The following is an 18,729-nucleotide window of genomic DNA, read 5'->3' as shown; positions in this document are numbered from 1 at the left end:
GGATGATATCGATAGTCGGATGTCATTGACCGGCCGGTCGCAAACGCTCCATCAATCGGCAACGTCGCCCACCAGACGATCCAGTTCGGCCTTGAGGATCGCGCCATGCTGGCGCAGCCAGTCGCGCTGTTCGCGCCACTCCGGCAACAGATTGCCGACCTGTGCCCAGAACCGCGGCGAGTGGTTGCGCACCTTGAGATGACACAGTTCGTGCACCAGCACGTAGCGCAGCGCGGCCGGGGGTGCCAGCGCCAGCGCGAGATCGAGATTGATGCGATCACGCGTATCCAGGCTGCCCCACAGACTCTTCATCGGACGGATCTTGAGCGACGTCGGCGCCAGCCCGAGCTGCGGCACGTAGCTGGCCAGCCAGCGCGAAACGTCACGGCGGATCAGCGCTTCCAGATGCGAAGCGAGCAGGCCGCGCGCGATCGGCAACGCGCGGGTGTGCGGGCGCGGGATCACCAGGGTCAGCCCGGTGGCATGCGGCTCGATCTTCGGATAGGTGCCCTCGGCCCAGTCCAGCTCGGCCAGCTCACCACGCAGCGGAAAGCTGCAGGGATAGCCGAGCCGCAGCGGCGGCAGCGGCTTGAAGATCAGGTGCAACTCGTCGAGCTTCTGTTCCAGCCACTCGGCATGACTGCGCAGGAACGCGTTGACCTGGGCCGGATGCGTGCCGTTGGGATAAGTCACCCGCGCGCCCGTCGGCGTGACGGTTAGGCGCAGCCGGCGCGCGCGCGGATGGGCGGCCTTCAGCACCCGAATGATGCTGCCGCCAACCGTCGCCAGTTCCAGCCAATCGCCTTCCAGATGCTGCGCCATAAGCCTGCCCGTTCGTACCAAGGCCTGTTCGGATATCAGTGGGGGATTCCGCGCCGCCCGCAAGCGGGCGGACGACCAGTATGGCTCTCCGGCAGGTCAAACGGGAATGGTTTTTTCGTTCAGCTGTCGGCCGGACGCGGCAACCCGAACCATTCCTCCAGCTTGCCCAGCAGCCGCTCCAGTTCCAGCGTCAGCAGGGCGAAGCTGGCATCCAGCTCGGCCTGGGCGTCCTGCTGGCTGTCGCCCAGCTCGTCCATCACCACGTCGAGGAATTTCAGCTTGCGAATGATCAAATCCTCGCCCAGCACGAAGCTGATCCGCTCATCGAACGTGAGACCGAGCAGGAAGACCTGCTTGCCGTTGCGCAGATGCTCCTTCACCTCTTCGGCATCCAGATCCTGCCGGCGACAGCGGGCGATCGCGCCGGTGGCGGTGGCCGGGTCGCGCAGCTCGCACTCGTCGCCCAGAGCCAGCCCGGCCGGCAGGTTGCCGTTGGCCAGCCAGTCGGTCATCAGCACCCGCGGTCCCTCTTCCGGCGCCAGCGGCACCGCCGGAAAGCTGCCCAGCGCCTCGCGGACCTGGGTCAAGGCGTTCTCGGCCGACTTGCGGCTGGAGGTATCCAGCACCAGCCAGCCATTTTTCTTGTCGACATAGGCCGACATCCGCGACTGCCGCACGAAGGCGCGCGGCAGCAGTTCGGTGAGCAGGTCTTCCTTGATCCGCTTGCGTTCGCGGCCGCCGACCTTGCGGCCTTCCTCTTCGGCGATCTTCTGCACCTTGCGATGCAGTTCGTCGTTGATCACCGCGGCCGGCAGCAGCTTGTCCTCACCACCGACGGTGAGCAGGGTGCAATGCTTGACTGTATGCGTGAGCGGCTCGCCTTCGCCGCGGCCGACCGGCGGCACGAAGCCCTTGGTGAACATCTCCAGCGGCCCGCACGGGCGCAGCCGATGTTCGGCCAGCGCGTCATCGAGGCGCTTCAGATCGGTGGCAACGGCGGGGGAAAAACGGAACAGCGTGAGATTGCGAAAGAACATTCAAGATCCGGATGAGGTGCGGCCCGAAGGCGAGGTTTGCCATGGGTCATTCCGGGCTGAGCCGGAATGACCCATGATGATGGGTGAGAGGATCAGCGGCTGACGGCAGCTACGGCGGCCGCCACCGTATCAAGGTTGGCGCGATTCAGCGCCGCCACGCAGATGCGACCGCTGTCGAGCGCGTAGATCGCGTACTCGTCGCGCAGCCGGTGCACCTGCGCCTTGCTCAGGCCCGAATAGGAAAACATGCCGGCCTGCTTGTTGATGAAGCCGAAATCCGGCGCACCGAGCGCGGCCAGCTTGTCGACGAAACCGGCGCGCATCGCATGAATGCGTGTACGCATCTCGCCCAGTTCCTGCTCCCAGCGCGCGCGCAGCTCGGCACTGCCGAGCACGCCGGCGACCAGGCTGGCGCCATGCGTGGACGGGCTGGAATAGTTGGCACGAATGGTCTGCTTGATCTTCGACAGCAGCCGAGCAGCCTCATTGCGATCCGCACCGACCATCGACAGCGCACCGACGCGCTCGCCATACAGCGAGAACGACTTGGAGTACGAGTTGGCGACCACGAATGCCTCGATGCCCGATGCCTGCAGCAGACGCACGGCGATGGCATCCTGCTCGATGCCCTGGTCGAAACCCTGATAGGCCATGTCGATGAACGGCAGCAGCCGGCGTTCCTGCAGCAGCGCGATCACCTGCTGCCATTGCGCCGCGTCCAGGTCCACGCCGGTCGGGTTGTGGCAGCACGCGTGCAACAGCACCACCGTGTCCGGCTCCAGCTTGCCCAGATCCTCCAGCATGCCGGCGAAATCCAGGCCATGGCTGGCCGGGTCGTAATAGCGGTAATCGAGCAGCTCGAAGCCGGCGGTGCGGAACACCACATGGTGGTTACCCCAGCTCGGGTTGCTGATCGCGATCTTCGCGCCGGCGCCGGCCACCTGCTTGAGCAGATCGGCCGCCACGCGCAACGCCGCGCTGCCGCCGATGGTCTGCGCGGTGGCCACCCGTCCGGCCGCCAGCAGCGCCGATTCGGCACCGAACAGCAATTGCTGGGTGAGCTGGTTGTACGCCGGCAGGCCATCGATCGGCAGGTAACCGCGCGGCTTGCCGGCCGCGACCAGCGCCTGCTCCACTTCGTGCACCGTCGGCAACAGCGGGATGCGGCCTTGCTCGTCGATGTAGATGCCCACGCCCAGATTGATCTTGCCCGGACGCGGATCGGCCAAGTAAGTCTCAGTCAGACCCAGGATCGGATCGCCCGGGGCCATTTCAACGGATGCAAAGAAGGACACGGCGGCTACTCAACAGGTGGGGTGGAAGGTCGGTGGAACATCAAGCTTGCGTTATGGCGATCTCATCCGCTGCGCCGGCAGGCAGCGTACTCAGCGCGGCGAAATCGAACAGCGTGCGATCGGCTAGTTGCGAGGGTGACACATGGCCGAGCGCGCGGAAGATGTTCTCGCTGCGACCAGGCTGCACTTGCTCCCATTCCGCCAGCATGCGCTGGATCGCCTTGCGCTGCAGGTTGTCCTGCGAGCCGCACAGGTTGCACGGGATGATCGGGAACTGCTGCTGGGCCGCGTACTCGGCAATATCCGCTTCCTTGCAATATGCCAGCGGCCGGATCACTACATGGCGGCCATCGTCCGAGCGTAGTTTCGGTGGCATCGCCTTCAGCTGCGCCTGATAAAACATATTGAGGAAAAACGTGGCGAGGATGTCGTCGCGATGGTGGCCGAGCGCGATCTTCGTGATGCCATTGGCTGCGGCCCAGCTGTACAGCGCACCGCGGCGCAAGCGCGAACACAGGCTGCACATGGTCTTGCCTTCCGGGATCACCCGCGTCACCGTGCTGTAGGTGTCCTGCTCGATGATGTGGAACGGCACGCCGCGCGCCGTAAGATAATCCGGCAGCACGTGCTCGGGAAAGTCCGGCTGCTTCTGGTCCAGGTTCACCGCGATCAGCTCGAAGTGCACCGGCGCTTTCGCCTGCAGCTGCAGCAGGATGTCCAGCAGAGTGTAGGAATCCTTGCCGCCGGACAGGCACACCATCACCTTGTCGCCATCCTCGATCATGCCGAAATCGCCAATCGCCTGTCCCACCTGGCGACGCAGGCGCGTGGCCAGCTTGTCGGCCTCGGCGGCTGGCGTGCGGATGAACTCGGGCTGGGCGGACATGACGGCCAATCGGGTGGGGTGGACCACCATTGTAGCCGGCTGGACGATCGACTTCCGGCGACGCCAAACGGCGCTAGACTAGAAGGGTTCTCCCCAGTCGTTGCCGCCGCCATGCAGGTTCAGGATCACGCCGAAATCGTCCATCTGCTCGCCGAGCTGAAGATGGAGCATCGCGATCTCGACGCCGCGATCGAGCAACTGGCCACCGCGATCGGCCGCGATGAGCTGCAGCTGACCCGGCTGAAAAAGCGCAAGCTGCTGTTGAAGGACCATATCGCTCGGCTCGAAAGCAAGCTGATCCCGGATCTCGACGCCTGAGTATCGGCCGCCACGCCAACGCCGGAACCTCGATGAAGCTTGCCCCGACCCAGCTGCAGGATGAACACGTCGCGCTGGAACCACTGAGTCTCGATCACGTATCTGCGCTGGAAACCGCCGCCGCGGATGGCGAACTGTGGAAACTGTGGTTCACCAGTGCGCCGGCGCCCGGCCACGCACGCGCCTATGTCGAGAAGGCACTGCAAGGCCACGCCGATGGCGTGATGCTGCCGTTCGTCGTACGTGAACGATCCAGCGGCGACATCGTCGGCACCACCCGCTATTACGACTATGTGGCGGAATTGCCGCGCGTGGCGATCGGCTACACCTGGTACGCGAAACGCTGGCAGAAGAGCCATCTCAATACCGCCTGCAAACGGCTGCTGCTCAGGCACGCGTTCGAAGCGCTGGACTGCGTGGCGGTGGAATTCCACACCGACCATCGCAACCTCGATTCACAGCGCGCGATCGAACGCCTCGGTGCCCAGCGCGAAGGCGTGCTGCGCGCCCACAAGCGCCGTCCTGATGGCACGCTGCGCGACACCGTCTGCTACTCCATCCTCGCCAACGAATGGCCTGATGTGGATCGCTGGCTGGGCTTGCGGCTGCAGCGCCTTGCCGCGCAATCGTAGGACTGTGCGATCCATGTAGGAGCGACTTCAGTCGCGATGCGTGTGGTTGTCTCGCAGAAAGAGCATCGCGACTGAAGTCGCTCCTACAACAGCCGTCTTGATCACAGCAACCGATTGACCAGCCGGTCGAGCCGGGTGCGGTTCAACCGCTTCAGCTGCTTGCGCACTTCAGCGGGGTAATGCCGTGGACTTTCCAGCGCGAGGTGATCAGGCAGGCGTGTCGCATGCTGCCGTAGCGCCGTCCACTCGGCCTGATGCTTCGCCTGCAGCAAGCGCGAGGGGTCCCGCAACAACAGGCCATTTTCCAGATCCAGCGCCCATGCGCGCGGATTGAGGTTGTTGCCGGTGAGCACGGCGATGTCGTCATCGACGAACAGACCCTTCAGGTGATAGCTGTTGTTGCCGTCGCGCCACAGATGCAGGTTGAGCTGACCACTGGCGATCTGCCGGCGATGCGCCCGTGCGAAACGCCGCAGATTGTTTTCATAGAGGTACGGCAACAACCCGATCGTCTTGAACGGCTGCTCCGGAGGTATGTAGAAATCGTTGGCGGTTTTGTCGCCAACCATGATGTCGATCGTGCAGCCGCGCCGCAGCAACTGGCCAAGCACGACACGCACTGGCCGCGGCAGATTGAAATACGGTGTCAGCAGGATCACCCGCTCGCGCGTGCTGCGCAGCAGCGCCAGCAGGATGTCATTGAGTGCGTTGTCGCTACGACCGAAGCCGAGCAGCGGCGTCACCGCCACATCGGCCGGCCCCGGCGCCTGGTGCGGCACCTCGTAGTGTGCCTGCTGCAGCATCTGGCGGAACTCGCGGATCGGTGCCTGCAGCGTGCGCGTGGCCGGGACCTCAGGCACATTCAACCGACGCACCGCGGCGCTCTCGACGAAACAGCGCTGCACGAAGGCCGCCATCGCATCGGCCAGCCCGTGATGCCGCAACAGGTGATAACGGTCGAGTCGATAACGCCCCTGCCGCTGCAGATAGACATCGTTGAGACTCGCACCGCTGTACAGCACGGCATCGTCGATGACGAAACCTTTCAGATGCAGTACGCCGAACAGCTCGCGGTTCTGCACCGGCACGCCGTAGATCTCGACGCCGGGCCCGAGCCGCGCGGCGTACTCGCGATACATGCCGGCATTGCCTTCACTTTCCTGCTTGCCGATCAATCCACGCTGCGCGCGATGCCAGTCCACGAACACCGAAATCTGCAACGCCGGATGCCTCGCCTTCGCCGCATACAACGCGTCCAGCACCTCGCGGCCGCCTTCATCGTCCTGCAGGTACAGCGTCACGATCACGATTCGCCGGGTAGCCTGCGCGATGTGCTGCAGCAATGCGTGGCGGAACGCCGCGGGATCGGGCAGCACCTCGATCGCGACAGCCGGCAGCGCGAACGCAGGCAATGCCTCCAGCAGCGCCCTGGCCTTCGGCGCGCGCAGCGGCGACAGGATCCGCCGCGCCAGGCGACGAGGTGTGGTCAGCAACTTGTTCATCGGTGGCATGGCATCCAGGGCACCACCCATCATCGCAAACCCTTGCTGGTGCGCATAGCCGCAACCACCATGCGTTTCGCCTAGTGCGGCTGTACCTCGATCGTGGCGGTCATTCCCGCGGCAAGTACCAGGTCGGCCGGCAGATGATCGCTGTCGATCGCGATGCGCACCGGCACGCGCTGGGCCAGCCGCACCCAGTTGAAGGTGGGATTGACGTTGGAGAGCAAGTCCGTACCGGTGGGATTGTCGCGATCGCCGATACCGCGGGCTATGCCGGTGATGGTGCCCTTGAGGTGTACGCCGCCGGCCAGCAGGCGGATGTCGACCGAATCGCCGATACGCAGCTGCGGCAGCTTGGTTTCCTCGAAGTAGCCGTAGATGTAGTAGCTGTGACTGTCGATCAAGGCCAGCCGCGGGCTGCCGACGACGGCGTAGTCGCCGACGCGAACCTCGAGATTGGTGACGTAACCGTCCGTTGGCGCCCGCACTTCGGTACGGGCAAGGTTGAGCTTGGCGGTGTCCAACGCGACCTGCGCCTGCTCCACCGCAGCCAGTGCCTGTTCGCGCGCGGCGCTGGCCTGGCTGCCGCTGGCCTGTGCCTGCTGCCAGCCGGCGCGGGCAGCCATGGCGGCAGAAGCCGCATCGGTGCGCGTTTCCTTGGCGATCACGTCGCTGAGTTGCTGGCGTCGCGCGGCCTGTTCCTGGCGCATCTCGAACTCGGTCTTGCGCGCGGCGGCAGCGGCCTGCGCGGCATTGATGTTCGCTCCAGCGGCGCGTGCACTGGCTTCAGCGGCGGCAAGGTTCGCCGCGGCCTGCGCCACCGCGTACTTGTAACGATCCGGATCGATTGTGAACAGCAGGTCGCCCTTGTGCACGGTCTGGTTGTCGACCACGGCCACCTGCGTCACCAGGCCAGATACATCCGGTGCGATGCGCACCACCTCGGCGCGCACGCGGCCGTCGCGGGTCCATGGCGCGTAAAGGTAGTGCTTCCACAGCGCGTGCCCGAGCAGCAGCGCGACGACGACGACGGCGGCAGTGATCAGGAAGCGCAGCAATGACTGGGTTTTCATGGGATGACTCAGTGGATCAATAACAGTCCGGCGACGCCGAACAGACAGACGAACAGGGCCAGCCGGAACAGCGAGGGATGCCAGACCTGGCGATACAGGCCGAGGCGGCCGACCAGCATGTCGAGCAGCACCATCAGCAGCAGGCAAAGCAGAAACACCGGCAGCAAGCCCGGCACCAGCACGCCATAGATGGCGATCTCATGCGGCATGAACGGACTCCGGCGAAGGTGGCGGAATATACGCGGCGAACGGCGATTCATCATCGCGCAATGCGCTGCGCAGCTGGTACAGATGCAGCCGCAATGGCTGCTCGGCGGCCGTGGCGATCGCCGCATGCACCGCAGCGTCCGCGTCGCGCCAGCGCGCCGCATCGGGCGCGTGATAAAGCCGCGCGATCGCCTGCATCGCGGCAGTGGCCGTGTCGCGCACGGCCGGCGCGATCCTGCTGTCGGCAGCCAGCTGCTGACGCAACTCGATCATCGTGCGGCCGCTCTCCAGCACAGCGAGTGCCCACGCCAGCATGCTGCGTGATTCGTCGCTGCCCGGTCGCGTATAGGTCACCACCTGCTGGAACAGATCGCGAACGAGGCTCTCGAAACGCCACGCCAAGCCTTCCAGCGGCGCGGTCGCCGCCAACACGGCCTGCTCGCGCAGGCGGCGAAACTGGCGTGTGCGTTGCCAGCTGCTGCCGATCACGCTCGGCAGCAGGATAAAAGCGGCGCCGGCCAGCGCGAGACCGGCGACCTGCGCGATGCCGTCGTTGAGGAAATGCGCCGGGTCGTACACCATCGGATTCTTCAGCGCGAGGATGTAGACGAAACCCAGCGTGTAGCCGGCGCCGACGCCCGGCAGCGTATCGCGCGTGCTCAGATACGGGCCGATCAGCATGAATCCTGCACTAGCGCCGATCAGCGAGGCGAAATCATTGCTGCCCGGCAGCAGAACGTACACCACCACGAAAGCCGCGAGCATGCCGGAGGCATAGCCGTAAAAGGTGTGCATGGCGGCACTCACCGGATTCGGTGAAGCGGCCAGCAGGCCGCTGAAGATCGTCGCCAGCAGCATCGCGCTGACTCCGAATGGCCAGCCGCTGGCCAGCCAGAAGGCACTGAGCGCCGCCATCGTGAGAAAAGTTCGCAACACACCGACCAATGCGCCGGGAACATCGTTGCCGCGCTTGAAATGCACCTTCTCCACACTACCGCGCACCTGCGCTTCGCGCAGCGAGCCTTCCAGTGCCGCGAAGTCGCGCAACTCAGTCGCAAAGCGCTGCAGCAACGCGGCACCGGTGTCGAATTCCAGCAACGCCAGTGGCGCTGTCAACGATGCTCGCATGGCTGCAACCTGTGCCGGCAACTGCGCCACGCATCCATCCAGACGCGCCGCCAACACGGCGGACTGGTGCTGCTGCGCCAGACCGGGGGAGAGTGCGCTGCCAAGCGGCCGGTACAGCGCGATCAAGGCGTCCGCCACGCTGGGACTGCCGCCGCGCTGCAAACGGTTGATCAGGTGATGCAGCGACTGGAAGCTGGTCACCGCCGCCATGTAGCGCTGGTTGAGCAGCCGCATGCGGGTGCTGCGGGCATGCACCTCCGGATCCTCGAAGATCACCGAGGCACGCATGTCCTCCAGGCGCACCGCGGCGCGCGCCAGCGCGAGATTCGCATGCTCCATCTGTTCGCGCGGCATGTTGCCGGCCGTGCTGTCACGCACGAAGTCGATGAACAGGTTGAATTGCGCCTGCGCGCTCTGCCGCAGCAGCAGGCGCAACCGCTCGGGCCACACCAGGTCGCTGACTACCGCGGCCACAAGGATGCCAAGCAAGACTTCGCTGACGCGCATCACCGCCGAATCGAACACGCCGAGCGGATTGTTGATCGCTGGCAGGGTGACGATCGCGGCGGTGTAACCGGCCAGCACGAAACCATAGGACATGAAGTTGCGATACAGCGTCGCACCCCCTGCGCACAACGCCACCCACAGCGACAGGCTCAGCAGGAACAGTTCGCGCTGCTGCGGAAACAGCGACATCAGGGCCAGTCCGAACAGACTGCCGGCGAGCGTGCCGATGGCGCGATAAAAGCTCTTTGCCAGCACCATGCCGCTGTGCGGATGCATCACGATCGACACCGTGATCATGGTGGTCGAGGGCTGTTCCAGCTGCAGCCACATCGCCAGCCATGCCGCGAGGTAGATCGCCAGCAGCGACTTGCCCACGAAGATCCAGGCGCGCCACTCGCCGGCAAGAAACTCGGCCAGCCACGGCCAGCGCGACGAGGCCGGTACGGATTCGATGGCGGGAACGACAGACATCGCTCAACCCTGCTCCAGCTGCGCTGCCTCGCCAGGGAGGACAGAGGCAATCAGAACTCCACATTACCAGCGCTGTCGATGTCCGTGACGTGGACGCTTGCGAAAAAGGCGCCGCAAGGCGCCTTTCGTTTCCAGATGGCCACCAGACTCAGCCGCCATGTACCGGGAAGGTCTGTGCATTGCCGGGCGCGGAACCGGCGTTGGCAGGTGGGTTCGACGAACGGATCGGGTTGATCTGGCGCGTGCCGCACTGGTACGCACCCCACGGCTGCGAGCCGTTGGATGGTTCGGCCAGCGGCTTGATGGTGTCGGCATGCATTTGCGCCGCCTGGTTGCGCGCCAGCACTTCCAGTTCGTCGCGCACGGTGATGTTGTTGCGGTCGACCGGGCCGACATGATCCATCACTGACACAGTGACCTTGCCCAGATCGCGGCAACTGGAGACATCGCCGCTCCACGCGGTACGGACATTCTTCGCAGCATCGTCCAGGGTGATGCCCCAGCTGCAGGCGCTCAACAACACGGGGACGAGCAACAACAGGGACTTGCGCATGAAAGGCTCCGCAATGACATGAAAGAAAGAGGCCGAACCGTCACCGGCCCGGCCTCCATCCTAACGCGGTGATGCGCCGGCGTGCTGTACGCCGGCTTACTTCCTCACTTCACCAGCTGGCCATCGGCATCGATCACCTGAACCTCGCCGAGGTTCAGTGCGCGCACCGGCGCCTCGATCTTCTTGAGATCACCGACGATCACCCAGGTTATCGCCGTGGGTTGCACGATTTCCTTGATCGCCACTTCCGCGGCTGCAGGGGTGACCGCTTCCAGATGCGACTTCAAGGTCTGCACGTAATCGTCCGGCCGGTGGTACTGCACGATGCCGTTGATCGCACCGAGCACGGCGCTGGTGGTTTCGTAGCTGCCCGGCAGCGCGCGCACACGCTGATCCTTGATCTTGGCAATCTCGTCCGCGGTCAGTGGCTTGTCGCCGATCACCGCACGCGCTTCCTTCAACACCTCGGCTGCCGACTCGGCGGTCTTGTCGGTCTGCACCGGCGCGAAGAACAGGAACGGCCGCTGACCCTGCGCATCCATCAGCATGCTGTTTGCGCCATAGGCCCAGCGCTTGTCCTCGCGCAGGTTCATGTTCAGACGCGAGGTGAACGTGCCTCCGAACGCACCGTTGGCTGCCTGGATCGCCAGGTTGTTGTCGGCGCGGGTGGGCGGCGCCAGCAATCCGGCGAGGATCAGCGACTGCGGGGCGTCGGCGCGGTTGATCAGGAACACCCGCGGCTTCGCCTGTGCCGCCACCTTGGCGATGTTCTTCTTCGGCACTGCGGTGGCAGGCGCCTTCCAGTCGCCGAACACGGCATCGAGCTGCGGAATGATCTGCGCCAGCGTGGTATCACCGGCGACCAGGATCTTCACGTTGTCCGGGCGCAGCCAATCGTGCTGGAACGCGACCAAATCAGCGGCAGTCAACGCCTTGATCTCGCTCTCGGTGCCCGAGCCGGTGAACGGGATGCCATACGCGTGATGCTCGCCATACAGCAGCGGCGGCAGCGTGCGCAGAGCCAGACCGGTGGGCTGGGTCTTCTCCTGCGCAATACCGGCCAGCCATTGGCCACGCACGCGTTCGATGTCTTCCGCCTTGAACGCCGGATTGCGTACCACGTCGGCAAACAAAGCCAGTGACGGCTGCAGCTGGTCGTTCAACGCGTTGAGCCAGGCATCGCAGTAATCCAGTGCGCAGCCAGTGGCCACGATGGCACCCAGTCGCTGCTTGCGTTTGGCCACCTCGACCGAGTCGAGGTCCTTGGTGCTCTCGCTCATCATGTTGGAAGCAAAGCTGGCGGTGCCGAGCTTGCGGCCCTGGTCGGCGGCGTAACCCGCATCGAACACCAACTGCACCTGAGTCACCGGGATGGTATGGCGCTCGGCCAGGATCACCTCGATGCCATTTTTCAGCTTGCCACGCTCGAGCGTGGGGAAACTCAGCTCGGGAAATTGATTGACCTGGGGCACGCCGCTACTGCGCTCGAGATCGCTCTTGGCCACACTATAGGAATGCTTGGCCGGCAGCTTCGGCTGCGGGCGACCGGTAGCCGTTCCCAGGGCAACCACCTTGGCGTCCTCGGCAGCCGGATCAAAGCCCTTGTCAGCCGGCAGCACGGTCAGCAGGTAATCGCCCTTGCTCAACCACTTGTCGGACGCCGCCTTGACGCTGGCGATGCTGGCCGCTTCGGAACGCGCGAGATCCTTCTTGTAGGCCCCCGGATCACCGCGGTAGACCTGCCCTTCGGCCAGGATCACCGCCTTGCCACCAAAGCCACCGACCTTCTCCAGGCCACGCACGAAATTGGCGCGATTGGCCACCTTGGCGCGATCCAGTTCATCCTGGGTCGGGCCGTCGGCGAGAAATTTCTTCAGCTCCTCGTTGATCACGGCCTCGACCTTCGCCGGATCGACACCCTGCTTCACGTCGGCCTGGATCTGGAACTGGCTGGCCAGTGCGAATTCGCTGATACCGGCAGAGATATCGTCGACCAGCTTGTCCTGATAGACGAGGCGCTGGTACAGCCGCGAGGTCTTGCCACCGCCCAACGCGGTGGAGGCGAGGTCAAGCTGGATCGCATCGTCGCTGCCCAGCTGCGGCACCACCCAGGTACGGATGATGCGCGGCTGTGCCACATGGTCATGCTGCACGCCACGAGTGGAGGCCTGCAGTGGGGTGATCCACGCCTGTTGACGCGCCACCGCCGGGCCGGCCGGAATGTCACCGAAATACTTCGCGGCCTTTTCCTTCGCCTGCGCCACGGTGATGTCACCGGCGAGGATCAGGGTGGTATTGGCGGCACCGTAATTGCTGTGGAACCACGACTTCACGTCGTCCAGCGACGCGGCATTGAGATCGGCCATCGAGCCGATCGTGTCGTGCTGGTACGGATGGTTGGCCGGATAGGTCCTGGCCAGGATGTTCTCGTCGACGCGGCCGTACGGGCGATTTTCGCCCTGGCGCTTTTCGTTCTGCACCACACCGCGCTGGGTGTCGAGTTCCTTCTGGCCGATCGCGCCAAGCAGGTGGCCCATGCGATCCGATTCCATCCACAGCGCCATGTCCAGCGCGGTAGTCGGCACCGTCTCGAAATAGTTGGTGCGGTCGAACCAGGTGGTGCCGTTCATGTCGGTGGCACCGGCCTTCTCGAACGGCTCGAAATACGTGCCTTTGTGGTTCTCCGAACCGGAGAACATCAGGTGCTCGAACAGATGCGCAAATCCGGTCTTGCCCTTCGGCTCGTCGCCGGAACCGATGTGGTACCAGATGCTCACCGCCACCACGGGCGCCTTGTGGTCTTCATGCACCACCACGGTCAGCCCGTTGGGCAGGGTGAACCGGGTGTAGGCGATATCCGGAATCTGGCTGGATGCCGCGGCCGTCGGAGCCGCCAGCGCCGGCAACGCTCCGGCCATAAGGGTAAGCAGGCCCGCCAGTAGCAGGACCATGGGTTTCTTCGTCACGATGAACCTCCTTTTCCACGAATGTGACCATCGAGGCTAACGGCGCAGCGGCTTGACCGCAATAACCTGCGAGGAAACAGCGGCCAGCTGTCCGTCCGACTGTCCGGTCACTCCGTCCGGGTGTCCGCGGACAATCAAACGGTCCTCGCAAGGGTAACAATAACTGTTCAATATCAATATCTTATTCGTGACATCGAGCTTGGCACGGCGATTGCCCTTCTCTAGCCACAGGGACCTATCCCTTCATCGGAGAATGACCATGAAATTCGAGACCTTGATGTTGCGCACGCTGTTCGTTGCCTGCATGGCCGTCTGCTCACTGATCATGGGCGCCATGCTGACGGCCACGCCACCTGCCGTGCAGCTGGCTGCCAACCACAACAGCATCAGCTCCATCCTGCTGGCCGCACCGAGCAGCTGCGCGTTGCCGGCGGATGGCGTGGTTTGTCCGCGGCAGAACGGTTGAACGCAAAACACGAATCACCGCCGAAGTGCGCGGACACGCGATAATGGCTGGATGCTGCATGTCATCCTGTTCCGCCCCGAGATCCCGCCGAACACCGGCAACGTGATTCGCCTGTGCGCGAATACCGGCGCCGCGCTGCACCTAATCCGACCGCTCGGTTTCGAGCTTGACGATGCACGATTGCGCCGCGCCGGCCTGGATTACCACGAGTACGCCCGCGTCGTGGTGCATGACGATCTGACCAGCTGTCTCGGTGCGATCGATACGTCGCGCGTGTTCGCCTTCACCACCCGCGGTCGGGTCGCCCACGTCGATGCGCAATTTGCCGATGGTGACGCTTTGCTGTTCGGCTGCGAGACCGCGGGACTGCCGGCGGATGTGCTGGAAACGATCCCCGCCGAGCAGCGACTGCGCCTGCCGATGTGCCCGGACAGCCGCAGCCTGAACCTGTCGAACACGGTCGCCGTGGCGGTGTACGAGGCCTGGCGCCAGCTCGGTTTCCCCGGCGCCGTGAACGTCTGACCCCGGCGGCCGGCTACAATCGCCGGATGAATGCCGCCACTCCCAACTCCTGGTTGCCGCAACCACTGCGCAAGCTCGCCGGGCGCGCGCTGGAAACCGCGCTGAACCATACCTTGTCGCTGGATCCGGACACGCAGCAGCGGCTCGCCACACTGAACGGCCGCAGCGTGCAACTGCATCTGCGCGGGGCGGAAATTGCACTGGCAGTAACCGTCGAAGACGCACGTCTGAAAGTCGGGCCGCCGCAAGACGACAGCCAGCTGCGCGTCGCCGCCACGCCGGGCAGCCTGCTGGCGATGATGTTCCGCCGCGACGACGACGGCATCGCGCCAGGCAAGGTAGAGATCGCCGGTGACGCCGAGCTGGCACGCCGGCTGGAAAAACTGGCCAGCAAGTTCGCCCCGGATTTCGAGGAGGCGTTCGCGCGTACCTTCGGCGACGTGCTCGGTGTGCCGCTGGCCAAGGCCGTGCGCAAGGGCCTCGCCCACGCGCACGAGACCGCCACTCATCTCACCGAAGACAGCGCCGACTGGCTGCGCGACGAGGCACGCATCGCGTTGGCACCCGGCGAAGTCGAGGGGTTCCTCGATGGTGTGGACCACCTGCGCGAGCGTAGCGAACGGCTGGAGTCGCGCGTACAGCGATTGATTCAACGCCTGCAAGGCAACGCCGCGTGACGCCGCTGAAGGTGGTGCCGCGGCTGCTGCGGGTCGCTTCGGTATTGCTGGCGTATCGCCTCGACGAACTGATCGACGCGACTCATCTCTATCGACCGCTGAAACTGCTGCGCCCGCTGGTGGCGCGGCCGCGCATCGATATCCGCGGCCTGTCGCGCGGCGAACGCCTGCGCCACGCATTGACCGATCTGGGACCGATCTTCGTCAAGGCCGGCCAGGTGCTGTCGACCCGGCGCGACCTGATACCGGCGGACATCGCCGACGAATTGTCACTGCTGCAGGATCAGGTCGCGCCGTTCCCCGGCAGCGAGGCGCGCGCGATCGTCGAGCGCGAACTGAAATCGCCGGTTGGCCAGTTGTACGCCCGGTTCGACGAAACGCCACTGGCCTCAGCCTCGATCGCCCAGGTGCACGCGGCCACGCTGCACGACGGTCGCGAAGTCGTGGTGAAAGTGCTGCGCCCCGGCATCGATGCGCAGATCGCCCGAGACGTGAAGCTGCTGCACTCACTCGGCGAGCTGGCCCAGCGCTGGCATCCGAACGCCGACAAGATCCGCCCGCTCGATGTGGTGGCCGAAGTCGAGAAGATGCTGGAGAACGAACTGGACCTGCAGCGCGAAGGCGCCAGCGCCAGCCTGCTCAAGCGCAACTTCGAGAGCGGTGTCGACCTGTATGTGCCGGCCGTGCACTGGGAGCTGACCGCACAGCGCGTGCTGACGCTGGAACGCGTGCACGGCATCAGCAGCGACGACATCGCCGCGATCGACGCCGCCGGGCTCAACCGCAAGGCGCTCGCCGCGAAAGGCGTGCGGGTGTTCTACGAGCAGGTGTTCCGCGACAACTTTTTCCACGCCGATGCGCACCCCGGAAATATCTGGGTCGACCCGACGCGCACTGGCGAGCCGCGTTTCATCGCGCTGGATTTCGGCATCATGGGTTCGCTGCCGGAGGCCGACCAGTACTGGCTGGCGCAGAACTTCATCGCATTGTTCGAGCGCGACTACGCGCGCATCGCGCAACTGCATGTCGCCGCCGGCTGGATGCCAGCCGATGTGCGAATGGATGAACTGGAGGCTGCGGTGCGCACCGTGTGCGAGCCGTACTTCACCCGCCCGCTGTCGCAGATCTCGCTGGCCGAACTGGTGGTCAAACTGTTCCAGACCGCTCGCCGCTTCGAATTGACCCTGCAGCCGCAGCTGATCCTGCTGCAGAAGACCCTGCTCAACATCGAAGGCGTCGGCCGCATGCTCGATCCGGAGATCGACATCTGGGCGGTGGCGCATCCGGTACTCAAGCGCATCCTGCGCGAACGCTACAGCCCGCTGCGCACCTTGCGCGACGTGCGCAAGCGCTTGCCGGAATGGCTGCACAACGCGCCGCAGTTCCCCGAGCTGGTACGCGATGCATTGCGTCAAATCGGCCGCGGTGAGCAACGAAGCATGAGCGACCCGCAGGCACTCCAGCTGCTGCGCGAGAACGCCAAGCGCCTACACCAGTTGCTCGCCTGCGGCCTGCTTGGCAGCGCTCTGCTGATCGCCGCCGCACTGCTATGGACAATGGCGCCACAACACGGCAGCTGGCCGCCGCTGCTTGCCGGTGTCGTTGGCCTGCTGACCTTCGCCATCGGCTGGCCACGTTCGCGCTGAACTCTGTGGAAGCGGCTTCAGCCGCGATCGCTCTTCCTCGGTACAACGTAAAAAGCATCACGGCTGAAGCCGCTCCCACATCAGTCCACCGACTATCCACATGCTTGAGATTCTCTACCAGGACGACGCGCTGATCGCGGTGAACAAGCCGGCGAACCTCGCCGTGCATCGCTCGAAGATGGTCGGCAACGCCGAGGAATTCCTGATCGACCAGTTGCGCGAACAGATCGGCGACAGCGTGTATCTGGCACACCGACTCGACCGCGCCACCAGCGGTGTACTGCTGATCGCGCGCAGCAAGGACGTCGCCGCCGCGCTCGGCGAACAATTCATGGGCCGCTCGGTACACAAGCAGTATCTGGTGGTGGTGCGCGGATGGCCCGATCCGCTGGAAGACGTGATCGACTATCCGCTGCCCGGTTCGCGCGAGACCGGCCCTCGCCGCGAGGCACGCACGCAGTACCAGCGACTGGCCACGATCGAGGTGCCGATCGAGCTGGGCCGCTATTCGCAGCAGCGTTACGCGCTGGTGCTGGCCGAGCCGGAAAGCGGTCGCTTCCGGCAGATCCGCAAGCATCTCGCGCATATCCATCACCCGGTTATCGGCGACTGCCAGCACGGCCGCGGCGACCACAACCGGCTATACAAGCAGCACTTCGGTTGTCACCGCATGCTGCTGCATGCGTGGCGGCTGCGTTTCGCGCATCCACTCAGCGGCGCGCCGATGCTGATCGAGGCACCACTGGATCGCGAGTACGCTGCGCTGCTCGAGCGCTTCGACTGGCCGCGACCACCGTTCGATGAAAGCACGCTCGCTTCCACCAGCCACCCGGACGCCGGCTAAACTGCCTGCATGTTGATCGTCAGCCCCAGCATCACCCTGCCCGAGTCCGAACTGTTCGAGCGCTTCCTGCGCGCCGACGGTCCCGGCGGCCAGCATGTGAATCGCACCGAGAGCGCGGTAGAGCTGCGCTTCGACGTGATCAACTCGCCGTCGCTGCCGGAAGAAATCCGCACCCGTCTGCTGGCGCGGCGGGACCGTCGCATGACCAGCGAAAGCGTGCTGGTGATCCAGGGTCGTCGATTCCGTGATCAGGCACGCAACCGCGACGACGTACGTGATCGACTGGTCGAGATCATCCGCGGCGTCTTGGTGCCGCCGAAGAAACGCGTCGCCACCAAACCTACGCGCGCCTCGAAAGAGCGCCGGCTGGTCGGCAAGCAGCAGCGCGGCAAGATCAAGCAGGCCCGTTCGGGCAAACCGGATTTCGAATGAAGGGCCATCTTCCGACACCGGTGCAACTGCCACCGCGCATGCCGCACCTGCGCGACGGATGGCACCGCAGGAGCTGCCGTGCCGTATTGCGACTATGCGGCTGGAGCCTGGTCGGCGAATTTCCCGACGTGCCCAAGGCGGTGTTGATCGCCGCGCCCCATTCGTCGTGGTGGGACGGCGTGTGGGGCCTGCTCTTGAAGGTAGGCATCGGCGCCGACGTGCATTTCATGGGCAAGCAGGAATTGTTTCGCGGGCCACTTGGCAGTTTGCTGCGTCGACTGGGCGGCATGCCTATTGATCGCGGCGCCGCGAAAGGTGTCGTCGAACAGATGATCGACCAGTTCCGCCAGCACGATGCGTTGTGGCTGGGCATTGCGCCGGAAGGTACGCGCAAGGCCGTGGCGCGCTGGAAGAGCGGCTTCTGGCATATCGCCCATGATGCCGGCGTACCGATCGTGATGGCCTACTTCAACTATCCCGACAAGACCATCGGCATCGGCCCATTGTTCAAGACCAGCAACGACATGGACGCGGACATCGGCCGCCTGCGTGCGTTCTACGCGCCGTTCAAGGGCAAGCACCGCAACGTTTGACCCCACCCTATACATCCCGAGAGCCTCTCCATGCTCGCATCCAGCACTACGACGCCTTCCTGCTCACAGACATCGCGCTCAACCTCACGCCGGGGCGGACACGTTCTATATCTGCGCGCTATATCTTCGCGCGCAGTGGCCGCGAAGGTCAT

19 protein-coding genes are annotated in these 18,729 nt (G+C 64.6%); 9 read left to right on the top strand and 10 right to left on the bottom strand.

Going from position 1 to position 18,729, the window contains the following annotated elements; genetic code table 11:
* Positions 1-51 precede the first annotated feature (51 nt).
* The 4 genes from B0E48_RS00975 to ttcA all read right to left on the bottom strand — a co-directional run bounded on the left by B0E48_RS00975 (position 52) and on the right by ttcA (position 4,040).
* Positions 52-822, bottom strand: a complete 771-nt coding sequence (locus B0E48_RS00975) for a YgjP-like metallopeptidase domain-containing protein (RefSeq protein ID WP_077515583.1) — start codon at positions 820-822, stop codon at positions 52-54.
* A 119-nt stretch (positions 823-941) separates the two neighbouring features.
* On the bottom strand, positions 942-1,859 hold the full coding sequence (locus tag B0E48_RS00970; RefSeq protein ID WP_077515582.1) for a recombination-associated protein RdgC: 918 nt from the start codon (positions 1,857-1,859) through the stop codon (positions 942-944).
* Between the two features lie 92 nt (positions 1,860-1,951).
* Complete coding sequence (locus tag B0E48_RS00965; protein WP_077515581.1) at positions 1,952-3,154, bottom strand: amino acid aminotransferase; 1,203 nt, start codon at positions 3,152-3,154, stop codon at positions 1,952-1,954.
* A gap of 40 nt (positions 3,155-3,194) precedes the next feature.
* A complete protein-coding gene (ttcA, locus tag B0E48_RS00960) occupies positions 3,195-4,040 on the bottom strand; it encodes a tRNA 2-thiocytidine(32) synthetase TtcA (RefSeq protein WP_077515580.1) in 846 nt (281 codons plus the stop codon).
* A 162-nt stretch (positions 4,041-4,202) separates the two neighbouring features.
* Between ttcA and B0E48_RS00955 the strand changes: the two genes are divergently transcribed.
* Both B0E48_RS00955 and B0E48_RS00950 read left to right on the top strand, forming a co-directional pair.
* Positions 4,203-4,358 carry a DUF465 domain-containing protein gene (locus tag B0E48_RS00955; RefSeq protein WP_254423803.1) on the top strand — a complete coding sequence of 52 codons (156 nt, stop codon included), beginning with the start codon at positions 4,203-4,205 and terminating at the stop codon, positions 4,356-4,358.
* A 32-nt stretch (positions 4,359-4,390) separates the two neighbouring features.
* A complete protein-coding gene (locus B0E48_RS00950; RefSeq protein WP_077515578.1) occupies positions 4,391-4,990 on the top strand; it encodes a GNAT family protein in 600 nt (199 codons plus the stop codon).
* A gap of 101 nt (positions 4,991-5,091) precedes the next feature.
* Here B0E48_RS00950 and pssA read toward each other — a convergent pair whose 3' ends face one another.
* From pssA to B0E48_RS00920, 6 genes are all read right to left on the bottom strand, one after another.
* A complete protein-coding gene (gene pssA, locus B0E48_RS00945) occupies positions 5,092-6,492 on the bottom strand; it encodes a CDP-diacylglycerol--serine O-phosphatidyltransferase (protein WP_077516827.1) in 1,401 nt (466 codons plus the stop codon).
* A gap of 80 nt (positions 6,493-6,572) precedes the next feature.
* The gene (locus B0E48_RS00940) at positions 6,573-7,565 is read right to left on the bottom strand and encodes an HlyD family secretion protein (RefSeq protein WP_077515577.1); all 993 of its coding nucleotides are present in this window, start codon (positions 7,563-7,565) and stop codon (positions 6,573-6,575) included.
* Positions 7,566-7,573: 8 nt separating this feature from the next.
* A complete protein-coding gene (locus B0E48_RS00935) occupies positions 7,574-7,774 on the bottom strand; it encodes a DUF1656 domain-containing protein (protein WP_077515576.1) in 201 nt (66 codons plus the stop codon).
* The gene (locus tag B0E48_RS00930; protein WP_077515575.1) at positions 7,764-9,878 is read right to left on the bottom strand and encodes an FUSC family protein; all 2,115 of its coding nucleotides are present in this window, start codon (positions 9,876-9,878) and stop codon (positions 7,764-7,766) included. The genes B0E48_RS00935 and B0E48_RS00930 overlap by 11 nt, the downstream gene beginning before the upstream one ends.
* 148 nt (positions 9,879-10,026) lie before the next feature.
* Positions 10,027-10,431 carry a DUF4156 domain-containing protein gene (locus B0E48_RS00925; protein WP_077515574.1) on the bottom strand — a complete coding sequence of 135 codons (405 nt, stop codon included), beginning with the start codon at positions 10,429-10,431 and terminating at the stop codon, positions 10,027-10,029.
* 104 nt (positions 10,432-10,535) lie between these two features.
* Positions 10,536-13,382: a pitrilysin family protein gene (locus tag B0E48_RS00920; RefSeq protein WP_077515573.1), complete on the bottom strand. Its 2,847-nt coding sequence runs from the start codon at positions 13,380-13,382 to the stop codon at positions 10,536-10,538.
* A 274-nt stretch (positions 13,383-13,656) separates the two neighbouring features.
* On the opposite strand from B0E48_RS00920, the gene B0E48_RS00915 reads away from it, so the two are divergent.
* The 7 genes from B0E48_RS00915 to B0E48_RS00885 all read left to right on the top strand — a co-directional run bounded on the left by B0E48_RS00915 (position 13,657) and on the right by B0E48_RS00885 (position 18,577).
* On the top strand, positions 13,657-13,863 hold the full coding sequence (locus B0E48_RS00915; protein ID WP_077516825.1) for a hypothetical protein: 207 nt from the start codon (positions 13,657-13,659) through the stop codon (positions 13,861-13,863).
* Between the two features lie 51 nt (positions 13,864-13,914).
* Complete coding sequence (trmL, locus tag B0E48_RS00910) at positions 13,915-14,385, top strand: tRNA (uridine(34)/cytosine(34)/5-carboxymethylaminomethyluridine(34)-2'-O)-methyltransferase TrmL (protein ID WP_077515572.1); 471 nt, start codon at positions 13,915-13,917, stop codon at positions 14,383-14,385.
* A gap of 26 nt (positions 14,386-14,411) precedes the next feature.
* A complete protein-coding gene (locus B0E48_RS00905; RefSeq protein WP_077515571.1) occupies positions 14,412-15,062 on the top strand; it encodes an SCP2 sterol-binding domain-containing protein in 651 nt (216 codons plus the stop codon).
* The gene (ubiB, locus tag B0E48_RS00900; protein WP_077515570.1) at positions 15,059-16,708 is read left to right on the top strand and encodes a ubiquinone biosynthesis regulatory protein kinase UbiB; all 1,650 of its coding nucleotides are present in this window, start codon (positions 15,059-15,061) and stop codon (positions 16,706-16,708) included. Before B0E48_RS00905 ends, ubiB begins: the two co-directional genes overlap by 4 nt.
* A gap of 100 nt (positions 16,709-16,808) precedes the next feature.
* Entirely contained in the window at positions 16,809-17,552 is a 744-nt protein-coding gene (locus B0E48_RS00895; protein WP_077515569.1) for a pseudouridine synthase, read from the top strand.
* A gap of 9 nt (positions 17,553-17,561) precedes the next feature.
* Positions 17,562-17,984 carry an alternative ribosome rescue aminoacyl-tRNA hydrolase ArfB gene (gene arfB, locus B0E48_RS00890; protein WP_077515568.1) on the top strand — a complete coding sequence of 141 codons (423 nt, stop codon included), beginning with the start codon at positions 17,562-17,564 and terminating at the stop codon, positions 17,982-17,984.
* Positions 17,981-18,577 (top strand): lysophospholipid acyltransferase family protein, encoded by a 597-nt coding sequence (locus B0E48_RS00885; protein WP_077515567.1) that lies wholly within the window; start codon positions 17,981-17,983, stop codon positions 18,575-18,577. The genes arfB and B0E48_RS00885 overlap by 4 nt, the downstream gene beginning before the upstream one ends.
* Positions 18,578-18,729 lie beyond the last annotated feature (152 nt).

This window comes from Rhodanobacter sp. C03 (genome assembly GCF_002001175.1).
Classification (GTDB): domain Bacteria; phylum Pseudomonadota; class Gammaproteobacteria; order Xanthomonadales; family Rhodanobacteraceae; genus Rhodanobacter.
The sequence above is the reverse complement of the archived record's forward strand: the minus strand, read 5'-3'. Positions and strand labels throughout refer to the sequence as shown.

Coding starts and splice junctions, on each gene's coding strand:
- B0E48_RS00975 (WP_077515583.1), bottom strand. CDS start 822: ATGGCGCAGCATCTGGAAGGCGATTGGCTGGAACTGGCGACGGTTGGC.
- B0E48_RS00970 (WP_077515582.1), bottom strand. CDS start 1,859: ATGTTCTTTCGCAATCTCACGCTGTTCCGTTTTTCCCCCGCCGTTGCC.
- ttcA (WP_077515580.1), bottom strand. CDS start 4,040: ATGTCCGCCCAGCCCGAGTTCATCCGCACGCCAGCCGCCGAGGCCGAC.
- B0E48_RS00955 (WP_254423803.1), top strand. CDS start 4,203: ATGGAGCATCGCGATCTCGACGCCGCGATCGAGCAACTGGCCACCGCG.
- B0E48_RS00950 (WP_077515578.1), top strand. CDS start 4,391: ATGAAGCTTGCCCCGACCCAGCTGCAGGATGAACACGTCGCGCTGGAA.
- pssA (WP_077516827.1), bottom strand. CDS start 6,492: ATGAACAAGTTGCTGACCACACCTCGTCGCCTGGCGCGGCGGATCCTG.
- B0E48_RS00940 (WP_077515577.1), bottom strand. CDS start 7,565: ATGAAAACCCAGTCATTGCTGCGCTTCCTGATCACTGCCGCCGTCGTC.
- B0E48_RS00935 (WP_077515576.1), bottom strand. CDS start 7,774: ATGCCGCATGAGATCGCCATCTATGGCGTGCTGGTGCCGGGCTTGCTG.
- B0E48_RS00930 (WP_077515575.1), bottom strand. CDS start 9,878: ATGTCTGTCGTTCCCGCCATCGAATCCGTACCGGCCTCGTCGCGCTGG.
- B0E48_RS00925 (WP_077515574.1), bottom strand. CDS start 10,431: ATGCGCAAGTCCCTGTTGTTGCTCGTCCCCGTGTTGTTGAGCGCCTGC.
- B0E48_RS00920 (WP_077515573.1), bottom strand. CDS start 13,382: ATGGTCCTGCTACTGGCGGGCCTGCTTACCCTTATGGCCGGAGCGTTG.
- B0E48_RS00915 (WP_077516825.1), top strand. CDS start 13,657: ATGAAATTCGAGACCTTGATGTTGCGCACGCTGTTCGTTGCCTGCATG.
- trmL (WP_077515572.1), top strand. CDS start 13,915: ATGCTGCATGTCATCCTGTTCCGCCCCGAGATCCCGCCGAACACCGGC.
- B0E48_RS00905 (WP_077515571.1), top strand. CDS start 14,412: ATGAATGCCGCCACTCCCAACTCCTGGTTGCCGCAACCACTGCGCAAG.
- B0E48_RS00895 (WP_077515569.1), top strand. CDS start 16,809: ATGCTTGAGATTCTCTACCAGGACGACGCGCTGATCGCGGTGAACAAG.
- arfB (WP_077515568.1), top strand. CDS start 17,562: ATGTTGATCGTCAGCCCCAGCATCACCCTGCCCGAGTCCGAACTGTTC.
- B0E48_RS00885 (WP_077515567.1), top strand. CDS start 17,981: ATGAAGGGCCATCTTCCGACACCGGTGCAACTGCCACCGCGCATGCCG.